Below are 23,738 nucleotides of genomic sequence, written 5' to 3' on the forward strand. Positions count from 1 at the left end.
CTGTGCCCCGTCCATCCACCCGAGCGTAGCGTAGAAATTTCATGCCTCTTTCCCAGCCTCCCGCCCCCGGTTCCCGTGCCTTGATCCGCGACGAAGAATGGCTCGTCCAGCATGCCGATCAATGCGCCCAGGGTGGTTGGCAACTGTCTTGCATCGGTGTGTCGGAAACCGTGCGCAATCGCCACGCCCTGTTCCTGACGGCACTCGATGACGTCACCCTGATCGACCCGGCACAGACCGAGCTGGTGTTCGACGACTCTCCCGGCTTCATGGCCGCACGACTGGCGATCGAAGCCCGTCTGCGCCAATCCGCCGTCCAGGGCAATGCCCTGGTGCTGGGGCAACAGGCCGTGATGGACACCTTGCCTTTCCAGCTCGACCCGGCCCACCATGTGCTGCAGCAACTGCGGCCACGCCTGCTCATTGCCGATACCGTCGGCCTGGGCAAGACCCTTGAAGCGGGCATCCTCAGCGCAGAGCTGATCCGCCGCGGCCGTGCCCGGCGCATCCTCGTGGTCACCACCAAAAGCATGATGCGCCAGTTCCAGCAGGAGTTCTGGAACCGCTTCACCATCGCCCTGACGCGCCTGGATTCGACGGGCATCCAGCGCATCCGCCGCCAGATACCGGCCAACCACAACCCTTTCAGCTACTACGACCGCACCATCATCTCTGTCGATACGCTCAAACGCGACAGCGAATACCGCCACTACCTGGAAAGCGCGTGGTGGGATCTCATCATCATCGACGAGGCCCACAACGTCTCCTACAAGGGCAATCGCACCCAGAGCAACCGTCTGGCCGACCTGCTGGCCCAACGCTCCGACGCGCTCATCCTGCTCACCGCCACACCGCACAACGGCAAGAAGGAAAGCTTCGCCAGCCTAGTGCGCATGCTTGACCCCACCGTGCTGCCGCCCAGGACCGACTACACCCGCAGCGACGTGGAGCACCTGTTCATCCGCCGCTTCAAGAGCGACGTGCGTGAACAGATGAAGCATGATTTTCCCGAGCGTCAGGTCTTCAGGCTGGCCGCCCAGGCCAGCGCCGCCGAGAACCTCGCCTTCGATACCCTGGCCGAACTCAAGCTTGCCAGCGATGGCAGCGGCGCGCGCGACGGCGCCATGCTGTTTCGCACCGTGCTGGAAAAGGCCCTGTTCTCCTCGCCCGCCGCCTGCCTGCAAACGCTCAAGGAGCGCATCCGCCGCCTGGAAGCCCGCGATGCAGCGCATCCCGATCTGGCTCCGCTGCGTGATTTACAGACCCTTGTGCAGCAGATCGAACCCGCGCAGTTCAGCAAGCTGCAACATCTCATCGCCCAGCTCAAGGACGATCCACATTGGCGCTGGGACGGCCGTGCCGCCGATGACCGCGTGGTGCTCTTCACCGAGCGCATCGAAACCCTGAAATTCCTGCAGCAGCACCTGCCTGCCACACTGGGCCTGAAAGCAGACGCCGTCGCCATCCTGCACGGCCAGTTACCCGACCAGGACATCCAGCAGACGGTCGAGGATTTCGGCCGCAGCCATTCGCCGCTGCGCCTGCTCATCGCCTCCGACGTGGCCTCCGAAGGTCTGAACCTGCACTACCAGTCGCACCGGCTGATCCACTTCGACATCCCCTGGTCGCTGATGGTGTTCCAGCAGCGCAACGGCCGTGTGGACCGCTATGGCCAGACGCAGCCGCCCAAGATCGGCTATCTCTACACCCAGCCCCGCAACGAGCGTGTCCGTGGCGACCTGCGCTACCTGAAAATCCTTATCGAAAAGGACGAGCAGGCCGCGAAGAACATTGGCGACCCCTCTGCCTTCATGGGCCTGTACGACGAAGACGCCGAAACTTTGGAAGTGGCCAAGGCCATCGAAGGCAACACCACTGCCGAAGCTTTCGCCCAGCAACTGGCGGGCGGCGACATCGATCCCTTCGAACTGCTCTGGGGCGACGCCGCCAACAGCGCGACGCCACCTGTGAGCGAACCTGCGCCCTCCACCGCGCCATCCCCCACCGCCACACTGCCCAGCCTATTCGCCGGCCATTACCACTACGCCCGCGACGGCCTGCGCTGGCTGCGCCAGCACCAGCCCGAGCAACAACCTGCCGTGCAAGCCGACGATGCCACCCACACCCTCAGCTTCCAGCCCGGGCGTGACCTGACGCAGATTCTGGAGCGCGACCTCGCCCCGGAAATGTGGCCCACCGACAATACGTTTGCCCTCTGCGCCGACAAGCGCACGGTCGAAGCCGCCATCACCCAGTCCCGCGACGGCAGCGACTGGCCGCAACTGCACTACCTGTGGCCGCTGCACCCCATCGCCCAGTGGCTGGACTACAAGCTGATGGCCGCCTTCGGCCGCCAGCGAGCTCCGCTGCTGCGCGTGCCGCAAGGCCTGCAAGCGGGTGAAGCCATCGTCCTTGTGTTGGCCCAGGTGCCCAACCGGCGTGGCCAGGCCATGCTGGCCGAATGGCTGAGCGTGCAACTCGATGCGCGGGGCAAGGTGCAGGCCGTGCTGGGCCTGCCCGATACCCTGCATCGCACCGGGCTAGACGGCGGCCAGAACCCGGCTCCGGCCAACGATGGCCATGCCCCCGACAGCCGCCTCTGGCAGCAAGCCCTGCCCGCCGCCATCCGCGCCGCCGAAGCGCATCTGCGCCCCATCAAGCAGGCATTCGATGCCGACTGCCGCCAGCGTCTGGACCGGGAGCTGGCCAAGCTGGCCACCCTGCGTGACAAGCACCTCGCGCAGATGGAACTGGAACTGGCCCAGGGCGGCATCGAACAAGTCCGCGCCGCCCAGCGCCAGCAACGTGAAAGCGCCACCGCCGACTTGTTCGGCCAATACCAGCAATGGGTGCGCGACACGCTGCAACTGGACGACCGCGCCCAATTCACCGTCGTTGCCGCCCTGGTTTCCCAACAGGACGCAGCACGACAGGACGTGGCGCAAGGAGCGGCCCAATGAGCTTCACCATCAACGGCCTGAGCAACGCCAACGAGTTCTACAGCCAGCACTACCTGGACGACATCCTGGTCAAGGACCTCAAGCCGCTGTTCGAGCAGTGGAAGGAGCAGGGCAGCAACAGCCCCGTCGCCCGCCTCAGAAGCGCCAGCGGTGCCAACGGTTATTTCCGCGACCGCGAGCGCTTCCTGGGTGAAAAACGCCCCGAGGCGCGCGCACGCCTGCTGCATGAACTGGCCCAGCCGCTGCTGGCCGCGCTCGACTACGAATTGCAGCCGCAAACCTTGGCCCTGGCCGACGCCGGCCGCGAAGGCGAATTGCCCTTGCTGGCGCTGTACCGTGACGCCAAGGGCCACCCATTGCTGGCCATCGCCACAGCGCTGGTCCTGCCAGGCGACGAAGACACCGCGCCGCTGCAACTGCCCCCGCGTGACGGCAAAGGCGCCAAGACCGGCCGTCACCAGGCGGACTGGGAAGAAACCCTTTCTCGCCGCCTGTTCGCCGACGACACCCCGCCACGCTGGGTGCTGCTGGTCCACCACGAACAATGGCTGTTGATCGAACGCAGCAAATGGGGCCGCAAGGCCCTGCTGCGCTTCGACCTGCCGGAACTGTTCGGCCCGCGCGACGAACACAGCCTGCGCGCCTTCTGCGCCCTGCTGGGCAAACAGTCCGTCATGCCGGCGGAAGGCGGCGCGGCCCTGCTCGACAGCCTGGACGACAGCTCCCACAAGCACGCCTTCGAGGTTTCCACCGACCTCAAGTACGCCCTGCGCGAGTGCATCGAACTGATCGCCAACGAGGCCATCCGCTACAAGCGCGAAGTCAGCAAGGAAAAGCTCTTTGAGCGCACCGATACCGACCTGGCCGACCAGCTCAGCCGCGAAAGCCTGCGCTACATGTACCGGCTTCTGTTCTTGTTCTACATCGAGGCCCGCCCAGAACTGGGCTACGCCCCGATCCAGGCCGAAGCCTATCTGAAGGGCTACAGCGTCGAACACCTGCGCGAGCTGGAACAGACCCCACTCACCACCGACGAAGCCCGCAATGGCTTCTACTTTCATAACAGCCTGCAACAACTTTTCGGCCTGATCTGGCAGGGCTTCCCGCGCCGCGATGCCGGCAGCGGGCAGCAAGAACTGGGCAGCGATCTTGAGCTTGCACAGGGCGATATCGCGCAAGGCAGTGGCTTCACCATCGCCCCTCTGCAAGGCCATCTGTTCGACCCGGAACGCACCCGGCTGCTGAACAGCGTCAAGCTACGCAACCACGTCTTGCAACGCGTCATCGAGCTGATGTCCCTCTCGCGCGGCGGCAGCGGCAAGAACGGTCGCCGTGGCCGCATCAGCTACGCCACTCTTGGCATCAACCAGCTTGGCGCCGTGTACGAGGCGCTGCTTTCCTTCCGAGGCTTCTTCGCCGAAGAAGACCTGTACGAAGTGCGCCGCGACCCCAAGGCCAAAAAGGCCAGCAGCATCGAAGACGACGAAGCCGCCACCAGTGACAACGGCACCGATGACAGCGACGCCACGGATGACGACGACACCCCGCCCGCCAGCGCCCGCGAAAAACGCAAGGACGCCGAACTCGACCCGCTGGAAGCCGCCTACTTCGTGCCTGTCAGCGCCATCGGCCAGTACAGCGACGCCGAACGCCTGTTCGGCGGCGAACCGCGTCTGTATCCCAAGGGCCGCTTCATCTACCGCCTGGCTGGCCGCGCCCGCGAGAAATCCGCCAGCTACTACACCCCGGAAATCCTCACCCGTTGCCTGGTGGAACACGCCCTGCGTGAAATCCTGCCCGGCAAATCCGCCGACGACATCCTGCGCCTCACCGTCTGCGAACCCGCCATGGGCAGCGCGGCCTTCCTGAACGAAGCCGTCAGCCAGCTTGCCGAAGCCTATTTACAGGCCAAACAGAAGGAACTGGGCCAGAGCATTCCCCACGACGACTACGCGGCGGAAAAACAGCGGGTCAAGATGTACATCGCCGATACCAATGTGTTCGGTGTCGATCTCAACCCTGTGGCCGTGGAACTGGCCGAAGTCTCGCTCTGGCTCAACGCCATCTTCAAGGGCGGCCATGTGCCCTGGTTCGGCCTGCAACTGGCGGCCGGCAATTCCCTGGTCGGCGTGCGGCGCGACGTCTTCAGCACCGCGCAACTGTCGCCCGGCCGGGGCGAGAAGGATATGCCCGAGCGTGACTGGCGCTGCGCCGTGCCGCGTGCCCTCGCGCTCTCGGAGACACCTGCCGCCACCGATATCTTCCACTTCCTGCTGCCCGCCGATGGCATGGGCGCCGTCACCGACAAGGTGGTCAAGGCACTGGAACCCGCCGCCTTCGAACGCTTCAAGCAATGGCGCAAGGCCTTCACCGCCCCGCTGGAACGCAGCGAAATCACCCGCGTGCAGGCCATCGCCCAGGCCGCCGAAGCGCTCTGGCAGCAGCACGCCCAGGAACTGGCCCGCGTGCGCCGCGCCACCAGCGACGAACTGCACGTCTGGCCCAGTACCGACGCCAACCGTGCGCCCACCACCACCGCGCAGAAGGACGCCACCTTCCAGCGCGAAATGCTCAGCGAGGCGCAGAAGAACGCCAGCCCTTACCGCCGCCTCAAGCTGGTGATGGACTATTGGTGCGCGCTCTGGTTCTGGCCGTTGGACAAGGCTGACGACCTGCCCAGCCGCGAGGAATGGTGGTTTGTGCTGGAAACCGTGCTGCTCGGCAATGCTGCGTTGGCCGCCCCCGCTGGTGGCGCCGATCTGTTCCCGGATACCGTGCCGCAGATCGCGCTGAACCTCACCCCCGAGCGCGACCGCTACGGCCATGTGGATATCGAAGCGCTGATCGGCGCCCTGCCGCAACTGCAAGTGGCGCAAGCCGTTGTCCGGCAGCAGCGCTTCCTGCACTGGGAGCTGGAATTTGCCGACATCTTCCAGCAGCGCGGCGGTTTCGACGTGGTGCTGGGCAACCCGCCGTGGATCAAGGTGGAATGGAACGAGCAAAGCCTGCTGTCGGACTTCGATCCGCGCTTTGCCATCCGCAAGCTCAGCGCCAAGCAGACCGCCGATCAGCGCGAGGCGGTGTTCGCCGCCATGCCGAAGGCGCGTGCCGACTACCTGGCCGAATGCGTGGCAACGGAAGGCATGGGCGAGTTTCTCAATGCGATGCAGAACTACCCGCTGCTCGCGGGGCAGAAGGCCAACCTGTACAAATGCTTTTTGCCGCTGGTGTGGCGCGTGGGCAGTGGCGTACAGGCACTGTTGCATCCGGAAGGGCCGTATGACGATCCCAAGGGCGGTGAATTACGGATGGCGCTGTATCCGCGATTGAAGGCGCATTACCAATTCGCAAACGAACGCTTGCTCTTCGCAGAGGTAGATAACCACACGCGATACAGCATCAATGTTTATGGTTCAAACCGCCCAACACTGCAATTTGTAACGGTTGCCAGTTTGCTTGATCCATCTACGCTTTCTCGCAGCCTAGAACACACCGGCGCTGATTTGATGCCAGGCATGAAAACCGAGCAAGGGAAGTGGGAGCTGGCGGGCCACGCCCACCGCATCATTGTGGTGGATGAAGCCCTGCTCGCCACCTTCGCCAAGCTCTACGACACCCCCGGCACGCCGCCCTTGCAAGCCCGGCTTCCCGCCGTCCACAGTCGTGAACTGGTCTCGGTGCTGGAAAAGTTCGCTGACGTACCGCGCCGGTTGGGCGATCTGGGGAACGACATCTACTGCACGCAGCATTGGAACGAATCCACTGCACAGACGGACGGAACTATCCGCCGCGAAACGGGCTTCGTCGCCTCGCCTGCCGACTTCGTGCTCTCCGGCCCACACTTCTACGTCGGCAACCCGTTCAACAAGACCCCACGCGTCGTTTGCGACTCCAACAAGGCCTACGACCAGCTCGACCTCGAACACCTGCCCGACCACTACCTGCCGCGCAGCAACTACCGCCCCGCGTGCAGCGCCACCGAATACGCCCGCCGCGTGCCGCGCGTCAGTTGGGTGGGGGAAGGAGAAACCGAGGCGAAACCGGTGACGGCGTATTACCGCCACGTCAATCGGGAGATGATCAGCCCTTCGGCGGAACGGTCGTTGATTCCTGCCTTGATTCCAGCCGGGGAGGGGCACATCAACACCGTACTTGCCAGTGTCTTCAGAAATAAGAAGGAGTTGATTGGTTATCACGCCCTCTGCTTGTCAGTGCCCGTTGACTATCGCGTCAAAAGCACCGGCATGGGGCACGCGAATACGACTCTAATAAGTCAGTTGCCCTTGCTGCCCCTTGACTCCTCGCTGGGCTCCAACCTTTGCTTGCGCGCGCTCGCCCTCAACTGCCTTACCACCCATTACGCCGACCTCTGGCAAGCCTGCTGGCAACCCGAATTCCGTCAAGACCGCTGGGCCAGTACCGACCCGCGCCTGCCGCAGGACTTCTTCGCCAATCTCACCCCCGACTGGCAGCGCCACAACGCCCTGCGCAGCGACTACGCTCGCCGCCAGGCGCTGGTGGAAATCGACGTCCTCGCCGCCCAAGCCCTGGGCCTGACGCTCGACGAACTGCTGACCATCTACCGCGTGCAGTTCCCCGTCATGCGCCAGTACGAACTCGACACCTGGTACGAAGCCACCGGCCGCATCGTCTTCACCGCCAGCAAAGGCCTGGTCGGCGTCGGCCTGCCCCGCAAGGCAAACCGCAAGGACGCCGAATGCACCGTCGTCACCCCCGACGGCATCCGCAAACCGCGCCGTCCCGGCTGGGAAGACATCCAGCCCAAGCTAATGCCCGACGGCACCCTGCACCCCCAAGTCCCCGACGGCACGGTGATCGAACGCCCCATCACCGACACCACCCAACCCGGCGGCCCCATCGACCGCACCATCCGCTACGTCGCACCCTTCACCCTGGCTGATAGGGAGACGGATTACCGCGTGGCGTGGATGTACTTTGAAGGTGGGAGGACACTATGACAGCGGGCGAGCAATCCTTCCACGGCGACCGTCCCATCGAAGCGCCATCTGAAGATCGATTGGGTTTTGGACCGGCGGCCGGTCATGTCGCCGAAGCAATTCACAAGATGGCGTCACCTGACGGCTTCGTGATTGGGATCGAGGGAGAGTGGGGGTCGGGCAAGTCGAGCTTCATCAACCTGGTATCGGATGCGCTGCGTAAACCAGGGCGTGCGCCGGAAATTGTCCGCTTCCTTCCCTGGCTGATCAGCTCACGCGAAGGCTTGCTCAAGGAGCTTTTCACGGAGATCACCAAGGCCGCGCTTCGCATCGATGCCGGGAACGTGCAGGTTCATGGATGGAAAAAGCTCCGCGGTCATATCTGGCCAAGCCGTTACTCGGCGCAGGCACTTCGAAAGAGGAAGATAAAAGGACTCTTCTCGCGGTTCTCATCGCGCTTGGTGCAAGTCGGAAAGCTGGCCGAGCTCCTTGGGCTGCCAGGGGCGGGAACCGCCATGGAGGCGGGAAAACGTGCAGCCGAAGAATGGTTGGGCAACACCTCGCTTGAAAAGGAAAAGGCGCAGATACAGGAAGAGCTTCGCCGGCTGGAGCGGAAGATCGTGGTCTTCGTCGACGATCTCGACCGCTTGGAGCCGAATGAAGTGGTGGAAGTCCTTCGTCTGGTGCGGGCTGTCGTGGACTTCCCGAACGTGATCTACGTGTTGTGTTACTCCCGGGACATCATCGCCAAGAACCTGTCGACAGCATTGCATATCGAGAAGGGCGAAGAATTCCTTGAGAAGATCGTCCAGGTGAGCTTTTCTGTGCCGCGCCCGGAAGCTTTCGATCTGCGCCGCATGTTCCGCCATGATCTGCAACTGCTGTATCCGGAGTTGCTGGAGGGGGACGGAGCACATTCACAGGCCTTGATGGAGCGGCTTGCTCAAGTCATCGACACCGAAGGTGGACGGGCACTGCTGACGCCGCGACATGTCGTCAGGGCAGTCAATGCATTGCGCTTCCACGCCACGCCTGTACTGGAGAACATCGACGTTCCAGACATGGTTTGGCTGCAACTGATCCGCCTGCAATCCGAAAGACTCTACGAATGGGTTGAGGGATACCTGATCGGCTTTGCTGCGAAACAGGCAGGAGCAATAATCAGCGACGAAGGAAAGAAAGCCGAGCTTCAACAGCTCGATTCGATCCTCGACGGCCTGCCTGGCATTGACTCGAACCGTGAGTCGAGAATGCTGGCCCTGACGGAGCTGCCCGGGATCGAATTCGACTTTGAACGGCAGGCTGGCCAGCAGAATGTCAAGATGGTATTGAGCCTGTATGGCCGCGAAGATGTGAGTTTGCAGATTCGAGGAAAAAGGCTGGGTAGCCCTCAGCATTTCCGCTACTACTTTTCTCTGACGGCACCGCAAGGTGCGATCCATGACCGCGAATACGCCGCGTTCATCGAAAATGCCCGCGATTGCCCGGAAGTTGCTGTCCGTCAATTTTCAGAAATTGCCGCATCATTGAATCCCCAGGGGAAATCATCCGTTCAAGCGTTGTTGGACCGCCTGAAAGGCGATGCCATCAACGATGTTCCTGATGAGGCGATTCCGGGAATATTGGCGTCTCTTGCCGAGGGCATGGACGTTGCCGCTCTCAAAACAGGCAGGGGGGATTGGGGCGAATACTGGATATGGCGAGATGCGGACAAGGTATTCGAAGGCTTGTGGGGCAGGCTGAGGGAGAGCCTGTCTGAAAGCGATCGCAACGCCCTACTGAGGCAACTCTTCGGAGACAGGCGTGCCATCGGATGGCTAACGGGACTTTTCCGTAGCGAGATATTTGGCCACGGGATCTATGGCAGTGAAGCCAAGCCAGAGAACGAACGGACGTTTTCCCGTGATGAGCTTGATGTCGTGGCGCAACAGCTATTGCAGCGTTACCGGGAGCTGGCTGCCAAAGATCTTCCGCACCTGCCGAAAGTGGCGCACGTTCTTTATTCGTGGAAACAGTATTCGCCAGATTCCATTGATGAAATAAAGAAGAAGGTTGAAGAGATATGTGAGGGTGATTCAGGGTTCCTGAATCTTTTGCAGGGCATGCGTAGCTGGCAAGCGACGAATGGCGTTGTTTCGTATCCCCTGAAGATGTCTTCCCTTTCCAGGTTCATGGATGTCGAGCAGGTAAAGGTCCGCTTGGAATCCCTGGTGGATATGGCAGACCGGCGAGTCGCGGATTCAGCCAAGGATCTGTTGGCGGCGCTTCGTGCTGGCGATGATGAGTAATACCTATGCGAGAAAAAAGAAGCATGCGTAATGCCACCGACCTCTTCGAGGAACTCAACTCGGTCGATGAGTCCACCCGCATCGAGGCCAAGCGCGCCAGCGAACTGGGCAAATCTGTGATGCAGACGGTCATCGCCTTCGCCAATGAGCCTGGGCTGGAGGGCGGCTATCTGCTGCTGGGCGCGGACTGGTTCGTCAACGACAAGGGCGATACGGTGTACCGGGCTGCCGGCCTGCCTGACCCCGACAAGGTGCAGCGCGACCTGGCCAGCCAGTGCGCGTCCATGCTCAATGTCGCCTTGCGGCCGGAGATGCAGACTGAGACCGTGGATGGCAAGACGGTGCTGGTGGTGTACGTGCCCGAAGCCGACGTCACGCAAAAGCCGGTCTACCTCAAGGCCACCGGCCTGCCGCGCGGAGCCTACCGCCGCATCGGTTCCAGCGACCAGCATTGCGTGGATGAAGACCTGTGGGTGCTGCGCGGCGAAAGCCAGCCGTTGCACGGGCCGGATTCCAGCATCCTGCCCGATGCCCGGGTGGATGACTTCGACCCCGCCGCCGTGGCCGCCTATCGGCGCGAACGTGCCCGCATCAACCCCCAGGCTGAGGAGCTGGATTACGGCGACGAGGACCTGCTCGAAGCCCTGGGCGCGTTGCGCCGCGTGGACGGTCGATTGCAGCCGACGCTTGCCGGCATGGTGCTGTTCGGCAAACCCCTGGCGCTGCGCCGATTGTTGCCTATGGTGCGCATCGATTACATCCGCGTACCAGGCAACGAATGGGTGGAAGACCCTGAAAACCGCTTCCAGTCCATCGACATCCGCAAGCCGCTGCTGCTGGCGCTGCCTCAGGCCGAAGCCAGCATCATCGATGAGTTGCCCAAGGGCTTTCGTCTGCCCGAAGGACAGTTGCACAGCGTGCAGGAGCCGATTTTGCCGCGCAAGGTGATCCGCGAGGCGCTGGCCAATGCCGCCATGCACCGCAGCTACACCGTGCACAGCCCGACCCAGATCATCCGCTACAGCAACCGCATCGAAATCCGCAACGTCGGCTATTCGCTCAAGGAACCCGCGCAGTTGGGTACGCCGGGGTCGCGCCTGCGCAACCCGGCCATTGCCGCCGTGCTGCACGACCTGCACCTGGCCGAAGCCAAGGGCACCGGAATCCGCGCCATGCGCCGCCTGGCCGCCGAGGCAGGCTTGCCCTTGCCGGAATTCCACTCCGACCGGCAGGCCAACGAGTTCCGGCTCACGCTGTTCCTGCACAACCTGCTGACCGAGGACGACCACGCCTGGCTGCGGGGGTTCGCCGGCCCGGCGGTCAGTGCCGACGAGGCCAAGGTATTGATCTACGTTCGCGCCACAGGTGCAGTGGACAACACGGCCTGCCGGGATTTCTGCGGGCTGGATACGCTGGCGGCCAGCTTGGTGCTGCGCCGGCTGCGCGACCGGGGACTGTTGGAGAAGCAAGGAGCTGGCAGCCGCACTTATTACATATTGGCCGATGTCGAGCGGCAGACGGCTGGGGATGCTAGCCAGGCAGAGCTGCCGCTGGGAATCCCCGTGGGATCGACGGACGGAGGAGGGGGGGATTTACCGCCACGCATGGGGGGATTTTTGGAATCCCCCCATGTTCTCGCCGACGTTCCCCCCGAGCTACAAGCAAGGATCACGGCTGCCGGCCCGAAACCTCGCCAGGCTGAGGTTCGTGAGCTGATCCTGACGCTGTGTGCTCTGCGCCCCTACACCGTGGCCGAGTTGTGCCAGGTGCTTGGACGCCGCGACACCAAGGAATTGCGCCGTACTTATCTGCGTCCCTTGCGAGATGAAGGGCGGCTTGCCCTGAAGTACCCCGAAACCGAGAAGCACCCGCATCAGGCCTATGCCACGGTTGAGCGTGTAGTGGAGTCCGGTGATGAATGAAACCGGCCTGAGAAAAGCGGACACCGCATGCAACCCCTGATCGTCTCTCAACAGATCACCCAAGGCGTCGCCGACTTTCTGCGCGCGGCCTTCCCGGCCACCACGCCGGGCTTCGACGGCCTGATCCAGCGCTTCCTGGCCGACCGCGACCGGGTGTTCAAGGGGCCGTACCTAACCTTGCCGCTGCCGTTCCGCAAGCAGGCCGATAGAGGCCAGCCCACGTTCGGCTGGCTGCCGCCGGGCTTCATCCCCCATGCCCACCAGGGCCGGGCGTTCGCACGCCTGACCGGAGAGCAGGCTCGATCGACCCTGGTGGCCACCGGCACCGGCTCGGGCAAGACCGAGTGCTTCCTCTATCCAATCCTGGAGCATTGCCGCGAACAACGGGAACTGGGCCGGTCGGGCATCAAGGCCATCATCCTGTACCCGATGAACGCGCTGGCCTCGGACCAGGCCAGCCGCTTGGCCAAGGAGATCCTGCGCACACCAGCCTTGGCCGGTATCCGCGCGGGCCTGTACGTGGGCGAGGCCCCGGCCGAGGAATCCTCCCGCGTGCAGCAACTGGCCGATGGCAGCTTCTCGATCATCACCGACCGAAACGCCCTGCGCGAAAACCCGCCGGATATTCTGCTGACTAACTACAAGATGCTGGATTTCCTGCTGATCCGTGCCGCCGATGCGCCACTGTGGGCGCGACAACAGCCGGATACGCTGCGCTATCTGGTGGTCGATGAGCTGCATACCTTCGACGGTGCCCAGGGTACGGACCTGGCCTGCCTGATTCGCCGCCTCAAGGGCCGGCTGGAGACCCCGCCGGGGCAACTGGTGTGCATGGGCACCTCGGCCACGCTGGGCAGTGATGGCGAACAGGATTTACTGGCGTTTGCCGGCCAGATTTTCGGCGAGACGCTGGATGACCACGCCGTGATCGCCGAAGATCGCGAGCCGGTGGCGGACTATCTGGCGGATGCCGTGGTGGAGTTCACCCAGTCTCCACCGCCGGACGCCACATCGGTGCTGGATCCGGCAGGCCATGACGGCTTGCCGTCCTGGCTGGCGGCCCAGGTGCCACTGTGGTTCGGCACCCCATGCAGCGCCGAAAAAGTAGTCGATGCGGGCTGGCGCTGTCGCTTGGGCGGGATGCTGAAAAGCCATTTCGCCTTCCAGAACCTGTTGCGCGATATGGAGCGCCTGGGGCCACGCGCCGTGGCGTTGGACGATCTGCTGGCGGTACTGGCGCGCCGCCTGCCACCCCATGCCGACGCCCGTTATCCGCTGCTGTGGCTGGGCAGCCTGCTGGCGCTGGTGGCGCACGCGCGCCAGCCTCGCGGTGTGTCACTCTACGCGGTGCGCGGCGAACAGGACACGGCCTTTTTCCTGCAGGTCAAGGTGGAGCTCTGGCTGCGCGAGCTGCGCCGCATGGTGGCTTCGTTGGGCAACCCGCCTCGACTGACCCATCACGACGATCTGGGCAAGGCCGAGCAGACACAGGTCTGGTTGCCGGTGATCCACTGCCGCGACTGCCACGCCACCGGCTGGGGTGCGACTTTGCCCAGGACCAGCCCGAACCAGTTCAACCAGGACATCCAGCAGTTCTACAGCGCCTTCTTCGCCGAGGATGTCAGCACCCGCTTTCTGTTCCCCCATGGCGAAAGCGCGGATCCGAAGGTGTTCGAGCACAAGAAGGTCTGCCCGCGCTGCGGTACCCTGCATGCGCTGGGGCAAACGCACTGCGGCTGTGCCGAGGACCCGGTCGCGCTGGTGGATGTCGATGTGACCGCCAACCTGCGCGAAGGCACGCGCAACGGTGCCCGCTATACACGTTCCCATCACGACTGCCCGTACTGCGGCGGGCACAAGACGCTGTCCATCGTCGGTTCGCAAGCGGCCAGCTTGGCGGCGGTGATGCTGGCGCAACTGTTCGGCTCACGTTTCAACCCGGACAAGAAGCTGATCGCGTTTTCCGATTCGGTGCAGGACGCGGCACACCGTGCGGGGTTCCTGGCGGCCCGGACCTGGCGCTTGAACTTGCGCCCGGCAGTGGCCCAGGTCATCGCCGCGGCGCAGCAGGCCGGGGAACCGCTGACGTTGGCGCAACTGCCGCAGGCCTTCGAACGCCACTGGCTGCCCGCAATGGGCCAGGGCCATTACCTGGCCAACTTCCTGCCGCCGCAACTGCACTGGCTGCGGGATTTTGAAACGCTGATGAGCGAAGGGTCGCTGCCAGCCAATAGCGAGTTGCCGCAGGATTTGCGTCGCATCCTGCCGTGGGTGCTGAATGCCGAGTTTGGCCAGGACGCCCATATCGGCCGCAGCCTGACCGTTACCGGGACCGCCAGCGTGGAACCGCCACCGCAGGCACTGACATCGGCCGTGCAGTGGATGTTGCCACGCCTGCTGGCCACGCTGGAACCGCTGGCAGATGTGCCGGCGGATGCCCTGCTGGTATTCCTGCAAGGCATCGTGCAATCCATGCAGCGACTGGGGGCCTGGCGCGACGCTGGACTGCATTTCTATGCACAGGTCGGCAATCGGCCGTGGGTCTACAAGCGCAATCCGGTACAGTTCCAAATGCTGTCCGGCCCGCGTCCGCCACGCTTCGTAAGCCTGGTCGATTACCAGCGCTGCGTCGGTGTGTTGGGCAGCCATGCTAAGTGGTATCGCGCATGGGCCTTCAAGGCACTGACGCCGCTGCATGCGTTGGCTCTGGGCGCTGACAGTTTGCTGCCGGCGCTGTACCAGCTGGCATTCGAGGCGCTGGCCGGGGTGGGTTTGCTCGGCGCTGAACAGGCAGACGGCAAGCCGGAGATTCGCGTGTGGGGGCTGGAGCCTGGCGCTTTTCTGGTTTCCTTGGGCAGTCGCGCCTGGCGTTGCGACACCTGCCGCAGCGAGTGGCGCACCGGGACTGACGTTTCGCTTGCCGGGCAGCCTTGCCGGCATCCCGGCTGCCGAGGGCATCTGGAAGCGCTGGCGGAAGGCGATGCCGACTATTACCGCAGCCTGTACCTGCGTGCGGACATCCAGCGCGTGGTCGCTCACGAACACACCGGCCTGCTGCCACGCGGCACACGTGAGCGAGTGGAGCACAGCTTCAAGTCCGATAGCCAGGCTCCTGGCAGCATCAATGTGCTCTCAGCCACGCCGACGCTGGAGATGGGGATCGACATCGGCGACCTGTCGGCAGTGCTGCAATGTTCCGTGCCGCCGCAGCAGGCGAACTACATCCAGCGCGCGGGACGCGCGGGACGCAGCACCGGCAATGCCTTGTTGCTGACCATGGCTGCCAGCAAACCACACGACCTGTATTTCTGGGCCGATCCCAAGGAAATGATCGCCGGCAGCGTGCCGGCTCCGGGCGTGTTCCTCAATGCCTCGGCGGTGCTGGAGCGCCAGTTGACGGCGTTCACGCTGGATTGCTGGGTGCGCGAACGGGGTCGGAGCGCGTCGATTCCCCAGGAGATCCGCATGGTGCTCAGCGCGGTGGACAATGGTGCGACGACGCGTTTTCCCTTTCCTTGGCTGGAGTATGTGGAGGCAAACCCGGCTAGCTTGCTGGATCGCTTCCTGACGCTGTTCCAGCGAGGCGGCGGGCAGATACTGACCGAAGCCACCCGGCAGTGGCTGGCACGTTTCGTCAATGGTAGGCAGGACGAGGAAAGCTCCCTGACCTTCAAGATCATCAGCAAGCTGCAGGGTATCGCCCGTGACGTGGCGCAGATCAAGCGTCTGCGCGAGAAGACCGCCAAGGAAGTGGAGAAGCTGGAACAGCTTCCAGTGCGCGGCGAGGAACAGGAAGAAGAACTGAAAACCCTGCGCCAGGAACGTGCGGCATTGGCGCGCCTGATCGGTGGCATTGAGGGCAAGGCCACCCTGAACGTTTTCACCGACGAAGGCCTGCTGCCCAACTATGCATTCCCCGAACAAGGCGTGCTGCTGCGCTCGATCATCGTGCGCGACACCCGCCGGGAAGGACCGCCTGCCGAGCCACTAACCTTTGAATACGAGCGCCCCGGCGCAACCGCCATCACCGAACTGGCGCCCAACAACACCTTCTATGCCGAAGGTCGCCGGGTGGTCATCAATCAGGTGGATGTTTCCCGCGTCAAACCGGAAGCCTGGCGCCTGTGTCGCCAGTGCTCCTATGCCGAGCCCTTGTCGGCGGGCGACCGACACCACCAGTGCCCACGTTGCGGCGACGGCCAGTGGCGCGATACCGGGCGGGTCCATGAAATGCTGCGCCTGACCACCGTGTTCGCACGCACGCTGGACCGCGAAAGCCGGATCGCTGACGACTCCGACGAGCGCACACGTGGTTTCTACGTGCGCCAGGCATTGGTGGACAGCCCGCCGGAAGCGGTGCGCCAGGCGTTCGCCATCGACAACCCGAGTTTCCCGTTCGGGTTCGAATTTCTCGACCGGGTGACATTCCGCGAGGTGAACTTCGGCGAGCAGACGGTGGATGCCACGCCGATGACCATCGCGGGCGAAGAACTCAGCCGGCCGGGCTTCGCCATTTGCCCTGAATGCGGCACGCTACAGCGTCGCCGCAAGGCAGAAGAGCTGTATCGTAACCATGCCCCCTGGTGCTCACGCCGTAAAACACCCGAGGCCAGCGCCCAGCAATGCATCTTCCTGTACCGGGAATTCGCCAGCGAAGGTATCCGGCTGTTCCTGCCCGAAGTCGGCTTTGCCGAATCCAAGGAAGCCTTGCTGAGCTTCATCTCCGCGCTGGAACTGGGGCTGAGTAAACGCTTCAAGGGGGCGGTGGCGCACCTGCGCATCGCTACCGACGTACGGATGGCGGCAGACTCGGAGTCGGCGCGGACCTATCTGGTGATCTACGACAGCGTGCCCGGCGGTACCGGATATTTGAAGGAACTGATGCGCGACCCAGCCCCGCTGTTCGAAGTATTCAGTCAGGCGGCAACCGCATTGAACACCTGCAGCTGCAACCAGGACGACACCGCCGATGGCTGCTATCGGTGCATGTACCGCTATCGCAACAGCCATGAACGCCAAGCCATCTCGCGCACGGTGGCACAGAAGCTGTTGGCACAGATCCTGGAGCATCGTACAGAGCTAAAGCCCGTCAGCAACCTTTCCCAGCGAACGGACAACAGCCTGCTGGAAAGCACACTGGAGAAACGATTCCTTGAGGCACTGCGGCGCGAGCATGCTGCCGTGACTTTCACACTCAAGGACAAACTCATCGGCGGCAAGCATGGATACCTGGTCCAGGCAGGAAGTCGCCGCTGGCGTCTGGAACTGCAGGTGACGCTGGGAGAACGCGACGGAGTCGTCGCACCATGCAAACCGGACTTCGTTTTCTGGCCCGACGACGGCGTGGACGATATGCCGGTCGCGGTATTCACTGATGGCTGGCAGTACCACAAGCACATCGTGGCCGAAGACTTGGCCAAGCGCATGGCGGTAGCCAAGAGTGGGCGGTTCGCTGCGTGGACGCTGACTTGGGACGACGTTGACGCGGCCTTGCGTCCCGACGCGACCCCGGATTCCACGGCCTGGGAAAAATTGCTGCTCAGGCCTGCCGATCAGGTGGTCACACGTCTATGCGAGGCCCAGGGGATAGCCTCGCTGGCCGCCTTCCACCGTTTGTCACCTTTCCTCCAACTGCATCGGCGGCTGGCGGAGGGGCGGCATGATGCCTTGCACCGCCTCGCCGGCGTACTGGGTGCGGCCATGTCGGTGCCACCTGGCGATGACGCCGCCTTGCAAGGCTTCAAGCAAGGCGCCTTCCGCCGGCGGCTCGACGACTATGGCTTATTGCCCGACACCAGTAAGCACCGCTGGGGCCATCGCACCTGGAGCGCTGCCGTGCAATGGCTGGCAGGCCTGTCGCAGGAACAGTTGCAGCAATGGATGACCGGCCAGGCTGCTGCATCCGCAGAGCCTGTCGTACTGGTGCAGTGGCAACCAGACGACATACCGGAGGCCGATCTGCAACTGCGCTGGCGCCATCTCTGGCAGTGCCTGAACCTACTGTTGCCCTTGCGCCATCTTTGGGCAGGCCATGACGAAATGATCGGCCTGCCTGGTTTTCAGGCCAGTCCTGCTTTACGTCAGGCAGAACAGACGCTCGACAGTCATTGGCAAACAGTACTGGAGTTGGCCAGCCCGGACATGCAGGCGTGGCTGCTTGCGCTGGCGCATGCGGGAACGCCTCTGCCAGAGGTCGGTTTCGAACTGATCGACGAACGCGGGCGGGTACTGGCGGAAGCGGAACTGGCCTGGCCTAGCCTGAAAATCGCTGTATTACTGCTTGATTACCAGGACGATACGCCCCGTTTCGAGACACAGGGTTGGACAGTCCATATTGCAACCGATGACGCGCCAGCCCAGGCGCTTCTGGATAGCTTGAAGGAGCATTGAAATGGCCCTTTCACCCAAGATTGCCATGTCGGACGACTTTCTGAAATCGTTCGCCCGGATTCCGCGCCAGAACCAACAGGCGGTGCTGACCTTCGTCGCCAAGTTCCGCCAGAATCCGCTGGCCAGTGGTATCAACTACGAGCGCATCAATGATGCTGCTGATGCCAACATGCGCTCGGTGCGCATCAACGACAACCTGCGCGGCATCATCCTCAAACCGGAAACAGGCGATGTGTATTGCCTGTTGTGGGTGGATCGTCACGACGATGCCTATCAGTGGGCCAGGCGCCACCGCGTCGCGATTCACCCGGACGTGGGCAGCCTGCAAGTCTATGCGGTACAGGAAACGCAATCCCTGACCAATAATGAGGTAGCCCAGACCGAAGCCTCCTCGAGCGAGGGCTTGTTTGCGGATTTGCGTGACCGGGAGATCCGCAACCTGGGGGTGCCGGAAGAACGGCTGGCAGCCGTGCGAGCGGCTGTATCGGAAGCCGACCTGGAGGCCCTCGAAACGCAGTTGCCGGATGAAGCCTTCGAGGCCCTGTATCTGTTTGCCGCCGGCGAGCCGCTGGACAAGATATTGGCCGAACGGGCACCTGCCGAAGCAGTCGACCCCGAAGATTTCGACGCCGCTTTGGCGCGCGACAGCACGCGCCGTCACTTCGTGGTGCTCACCGATGACAGTGACCTGGAGGCTCTGCTGGCCGCCCCACTGGAGCGCTGGCGCGTGTTCCTGCATCCGAGCCAGCGCAAACTGGTGGAAGGCAACAAGAGTGGCCCCGTCAAGGTCACCGGCGGCGCCGGCACCGGCAAGACGGTGGTGGCCATGCATAGGGCAAGGTGGTTGGCCAAGCAATACGCAGACCTTCCGGGGCGCCCGATTATCTTCACCACGTTTACTCGCACACTAGCCGAAGACATCCGTCACAACCTGTCTCTGCTGTGCTCACCGCAAGAATTGGCCAAGATTCAGGTGGTCAACTTGGATCAATGGGCGTCAGGCCTTCTGCGCCGCTTCGGCTATCCCTACGCGCTGCTCTATGACGAGAAACAGCGACGTGGCTTCTGGCAAGCCGCCTTGTCCGCGCTGCCCGCAGGCGCTGCCTACAGCGCCGCTTTCCTGAGGGCGGAGTACGAGCGCGTGATCCTGCCCCAAGGTTGCGAAACGGCGGAGGATTACATGCGTGCCCGTCGCATCGGACGTGGCGGGCAATTGGGCCGTTTGCAGCGCAAGGCCTTGTGGCCGGTGTTTGCCGAATACCGGGCGCAATTGCACGCGGCCAACCTTCGCGAGTCGGAAGAAGCCTTCCGGGAAGCCTGCCAACTGATACTGCAGGAAAAGCCGCAACTGGGCATTCGCGCCATGGTGGTGGATGAGGCGCAGGACATCAGCGCCGCTGCCTATACCCTGATTCGCGCGGCCGTGCCCAAGGCCGAGAATGATTTGTTCATCGTCGGCGATGCCCACCAGCGCATCTATCGTCACAAAGTGACGCTTGGACAGGTGGGGATTGAGGTAAGAGGTCGCAGCCGTACCCTCAAGGTCAACTACCGGACTACCGATGAGATTCGACGTTGGGCCTGCGCACAATTGGAAGGTATCGAGATCGACGACCTGGATGGAAGCATCGACAGCTTGCGCGGCTATCGCTCATTGACCCACGGCGACTTGCCGGAAGTCCTTCCCTCCGCTTCATTGCAACAGGACGTGGAGCACATCCTGTCCATAGTTGAGCATGGCAAAGCCGACGACATCGAGGCCCGGCGCATCTGCGTCACGGCCCGCACCAATGAAGATCTGGATGCATTGGCACAGGCCTTGCGGCAACGCGGTATGGCTTGTCTCAGGCTGGATCACGGCACGACGGATGATCCTGCGGAAACGGGTATCCGACTGGCCACCATGCATCGCGTCAAAGGACTGGAATTTGACATCGTCATCCTGGCTGGCTATCGCGGCGCCAGGCAGTATGCCGAGCAGTTCAGCCATGATGAAGATGTCGGTGTCACAGACGACACGGAGGTTTCCGAACGTTGTCTACTGCACGTTGCGGCAACACGCGCCAAACGGCATCTGTTTGTGCTCGCCAGGGGTGATTCGCAAGATTGATCCGTCAAATTGCTGGGAATAGCTGGTGTTGCAAGAGGTGGTCTGATTGGAATCTCATGTTCCCAGGTAGATCGCTGTTATTGTCGCACGCTCATGTCCCAGCTCTCGGCTGAGCTGTTGCCGGGCTTGCTGATCCAGCAGGCGTTGGGACGAATCCAATTGCACCGTACTGAGGCCACCCGCCACCGGTGCCTTCCACCCCGTCAGCGCCTCATACCGCATCTGCGCGTACTGATGCCGCAGACCGTGCATGTTGCTCAGCCCCGCCGCCTTGCACTGGCCGTCATAAACATGCCGCTGCTGGATGTAGGTCTTGTGCGCCGGGATCAACGAGCCCAGACCGGCCAGCCGGTGGGCATCTTCCAACACCGTCCGCTGCTCTGGCGTGGTGATCGGCACCATCCGGTCACGCCCGCCTTTCGCCCATGACCCCTTGATGGCGATGTGGTTGCCACGGTCGGCATAGCGGGGCTGGAACTTGATGGACTCCTCCCGCCGCAGGCCAAATGCTGACTGCAAGCGCAGGCTCATGCGAACGTAAGGATCGGTGATCCTATCCAGCCTGTTGCCCAATTCCTTGGCCCTGCTTTCGTTGGTCACATAGCGCCGTTCAGGAATACCCAACTTGGTGTTGTCCGCTGGCAGGATGCCTGCCTTGCCAACCTTCTCGGCCCACCAGCGCAGGTGTGCCATGCGATTTTTCAGTGTGCCAACCGACAGGCCTTCGGCTTGCCAGCGCTGCAACAAGGCTTCGACATGCTTGCCCTTGAGCGAGGTGGCTTGCATCTGACGGAAACCCGCTTCGCGCAGTTGGCGGGCGGCCAGATTCAGTGACCGTTGCCGGTCAGCCTGGGTGGCATGGCTGCCGTCGCGGTTGCGCAGGCAGAGCTGGCGCAGGGTAAAGGTCAGGTCATCCATCGCGGTGCTGTTCCATCGGTTTTCGGGGCTGAGAAGCAAACGGTCAGTGTTTTTGCCAACTCGCCAAGGCGAGATCCCCGAAGGGCAAGGGCCAGGTGCTCAGTTCACCTGTGGCCTCGAATGAGGCGTCCGCCTTGCTTCCTGTGGGAAGGCCGGGCGGAAGAGTTGCAAGGGACAACAACACGATGTGCTGGGATAGGTACCTCCAGTGGAGTGGTGGAAACGAGTTGGCAGACCGCGTGAGGCCGGGCGACCCGTGACGAGTGCCTAGAGCGGCGGATGTGTGTTGCGACGATGGCAGGGCGAACCACGCCGAAGATGAGGAAGGCTCTGCCCATGGGTAGGGCGGCACACGGAGCGAGCCTGGGTGTGCCTGGGGTGGTTCCGCCCGGTGAACCGGGGTGGCGCTTGCAGGAACCTGCGCCAGGGGTCCGGTGTTCATACCCACCGGCAGGTCGTTGCTGGGCCAGTGTGCCGGGGCATCGTCATGTGCGCAGCCATCAATGCGATGCTGCGCCAACCCGCATTGCTGCTGCAATTTGCCGGGCCGTCACTGCGGCGGGGAGTGACGGCCCCATCGGTCTCACGTAGCCCCCAGTGGCCCCAGCCTTACAGCAGCGGGCGCGTTTCCTGGGGCTGTTGGCTGCATTCCGCTGTCAGTCATGCACTCGATGATGTGCCCGATGGGCAGCGATGACGTCTTCAGCATGCGCCGGATCTGATCCAGATGCCGTTGCGCCACCTCGCGCGACGCAGGCTTTGCGGCTTGGCTGCTGGACGATGGAGAAGGGGCAGGTGGCGAGCCATGTGGGCTGTTGTTGATGGCGTGCGGGGGCGCCTGCTGCGGAGTGGATTTGCGTGCCGCCCAGAGCTTGAAGACGCCTTCCACGGCCTTCTTGATCAACCCGTAAAGGTAGGCGATGGCGTTGTGCACGCCACCTGATTCGCAGCGCACGTCCCACTCGGCCAGCACCGCCAGGCGTTGCTCCGGCGGCAAGCCCCTGAGACGTGCCGTGAGAACCCGTTGCTGATCCTGTGGCAGTTGCCGGAAGCGGGCTGGCACATCCGGCCCCGACCCCTGCACTTCGGGTGGTGAGCGGTACGTACGTACTTCTTTTAATACTTCTTTTTCTACAGTACGTACTGCTGTCGCAGATGCCGGAACGGGTTTCGGAATGTCGCCGCCGGCTTCGGGCACAAGGGCATCGCGCGGAGTTGAACCACCAGGACTACCCGGATCATGGTCATCGCCACGGTGTTGCAAGCGCCTCATCCGCTCTTGCGTCGTTGCAGGCAGCTTTTCCAACCTGTCCGGATGGCGCATGGCCTCATCGAGAATGGACTGTGCCAGTTGGCGAATCGTCGCACTGGCATGGCCGAGCGCCCGTTCCAGCAGGGGCAGGTAGTCCTCGTCCTCCATGCAGGCGTCGTCGAACGCGAGGGGCTGATTCCGCACCGCGTAGCGGCTGGCCATCGAGAAGCCGGTCATCGGGTTGCGGCGGTACTCGACCAGCGCAATCCACGTGGACAGCCGCAGGCACAGCACGGCCCTGGACACGGTTTCAAGGGCCGCCCGCTTGCTGCCCGGCGCGCTGGGCAGGTATCCACGCAGCGCGTCGTAGCTGAGGACCACGGTGCCGTCGCTGCCGGCCAGCGAGCGAAAAGTCAGCCAGGCGTTACGCTCCAGTGGCGTCAACCGCTCGTCGAGCAACAGGGCTTTGGGGGTGATGATGTCTGAGGTTGGGTGTGACATGGCGAGGCTCCCATCGGTATCGGCCAACTGGCCAAAGGAGCCGTCATCTCACCCCGGCATCACCGCTGCCGCAGCCATCAATCCGAACTGCGCGCCTCCCATTTTTTCGGGCCGAAGCAGGGCGCAACATCCTTGGTGTTCCGAGTCAGGAGGTGGGAAAACGAGCCTCCGCTACAGTCATTGGACGTTGCTGAACGCCGGTGGCCATGTTCACCGTCCTTGATCAGACCGCTTGCTGGCGTGCTGTACCGGCGACGAGAGTGCAGGGAGCGTCCAAGATGGGCCATCCACCGCTACCAAGGGACACACTTGGTACTTGGGTCCAAGAATAGGTCCAAGCGCGTTGAGGGGTTTCCAAAACTCTATTGAAAATCAATGGCATGCAGAGGAAGCGCCGCTTCTGTATCGGCAAGTGATGCGCCAAGCACAATCGCTGGCA

General features: G+C 63.0%; 9 protein-coding genes and 1 pseudogene. 7 read left to right on the forward strand and 3 right to left on the reverse strand.

Annotation, left to right across the window (positions count from 1 at the left end; genetic code table 11):
• Positions 1-41 precede the first annotated feature (41 nt).
• From LL964_RS18700 to LL964_RS20185, 5 genes and pseudogenes are all read left to right on the forward strand, one after another.
• On the forward strand, positions 42-2,960 hold the full coding sequence (locus tag LL964_RS18700) for a DEAD/DEAH box helicase (RefSeq protein WP_104588211.1): 2,919 nt from the start codon (positions 42-44) through the stop codon (positions 2,958-2,960).
• Positions 2,957-7,939: an Eco57I restriction-modification methylase domain-containing protein gene (locus tag LL964_RS18705; RefSeq protein WP_104588212.1), complete on the forward strand. Its 4,983-nt coding sequence runs from the start codon at positions 2,957-2,959 to the stop codon at positions 7,937-7,939. The genes LL964_RS18700 and LL964_RS18705 overlap by 4 nt, the downstream gene beginning before the upstream one ends.
• Positions 7,936-10,206: a KAP family P-loop NTPase fold protein gene (locus LL964_RS18710; RefSeq protein WP_104588213.1), complete on the forward strand. Its 2,271-nt coding sequence runs from the start codon at positions 7,936-7,938 to the stop codon at positions 10,204-10,206. The genes LL964_RS18705 and LL964_RS18710 overlap by 4 nt, the downstream gene beginning before the upstream one ends.
• A 23-nt stretch (positions 10,207-10,229) precedes the next feature.
• Positions 10,230-12,128 (forward strand): ATP-binding protein, encoded by a 1,899-nt coding sequence (locus LL964_RS18715; RefSeq protein ID WP_104588214.1) that lies wholly within the window; start codon positions 10,230-10,232, stop codon positions 12,126-12,128.
• A gap of 27 nt (positions 12,129-12,155) precedes the next feature.
• Positions 12,156-12,926, forward strand: a pseudogene (locus tag LL964_RS20185) (DEAD/DEAH box helicase); the annotation flags it as partial.
• A gap of 75 nt (positions 12,927-13,001) precedes the next feature.
• On the opposite strand, the gene LL964_RS18725 reads toward LL964_RS20185, so the two are convergent.
• A complete protein-coding gene (locus LL964_RS18725) occupies positions 13,002-13,442 on the reverse strand; it encodes a hypothetical protein (RefSeq protein WP_228329499.1) in 441 nt (146 codons plus the stop codon).
• A gap of 189 nt (positions 13,443-13,631) precedes the next feature.
• On the opposite strand from LL964_RS18725, the gene LL964_RS18730 reads away from it, so the two are divergent.
• Together LL964_RS18730 and LL964_RS18735 are read left to right on the forward strand one after the other, a co-directional pair.
• The gene (locus LL964_RS18730) at positions 13,632-18,518 is read left to right on the forward strand and encodes a helicase-related protein (protein WP_228329501.1); all 4,887 of its coding nucleotides are present in this window, start codon (positions 13,632-13,634) and stop codon (positions 18,516-18,518) included.
• 1 nt (position 18,519) lies between these two features.
• Positions 18,520-20,628, forward strand: a complete 2,109-nt coding sequence (locus LL964_RS18735; protein ID WP_104588216.1) for a UvrD-helicase domain-containing protein — start codon at positions 18,520-18,522, stop codon at positions 20,626-20,628.
• 54 nt (positions 20,629-20,682) lie between these two features.
• Here LL964_RS18735 and LL964_RS18740 read toward each other — a convergent pair whose 3' ends face one another.
• Entirely contained in the window at positions 20,683-21,546 is an 864-nt protein-coding gene (locus LL964_RS18740; protein ID WP_104588217.1) for a phage integrase N-terminal domain-containing protein, read from the reverse strand.
• A gap of 583 nt (positions 21,547-22,129) precedes the next feature.
• Entirely contained in the window at positions 22,130-23,299 is a 1,170-nt protein-coding gene (locus tag LL964_RS18745; RefSeq protein ID WP_104588248.1) for an STY4528 family pathogenicity island replication protein, read from the reverse strand.
• Positions 23,300-23,738 lie beyond the last annotated feature (439 nt).

Source organism: Xanthomonas melonis (assembly GCF_020783655.1).
Lineage (GTDB): Bacteria > Pseudomonadota > Gammaproteobacteria > Xanthomonadales > Xanthomonadaceae > Xanthomonas > Xanthomonas melonis.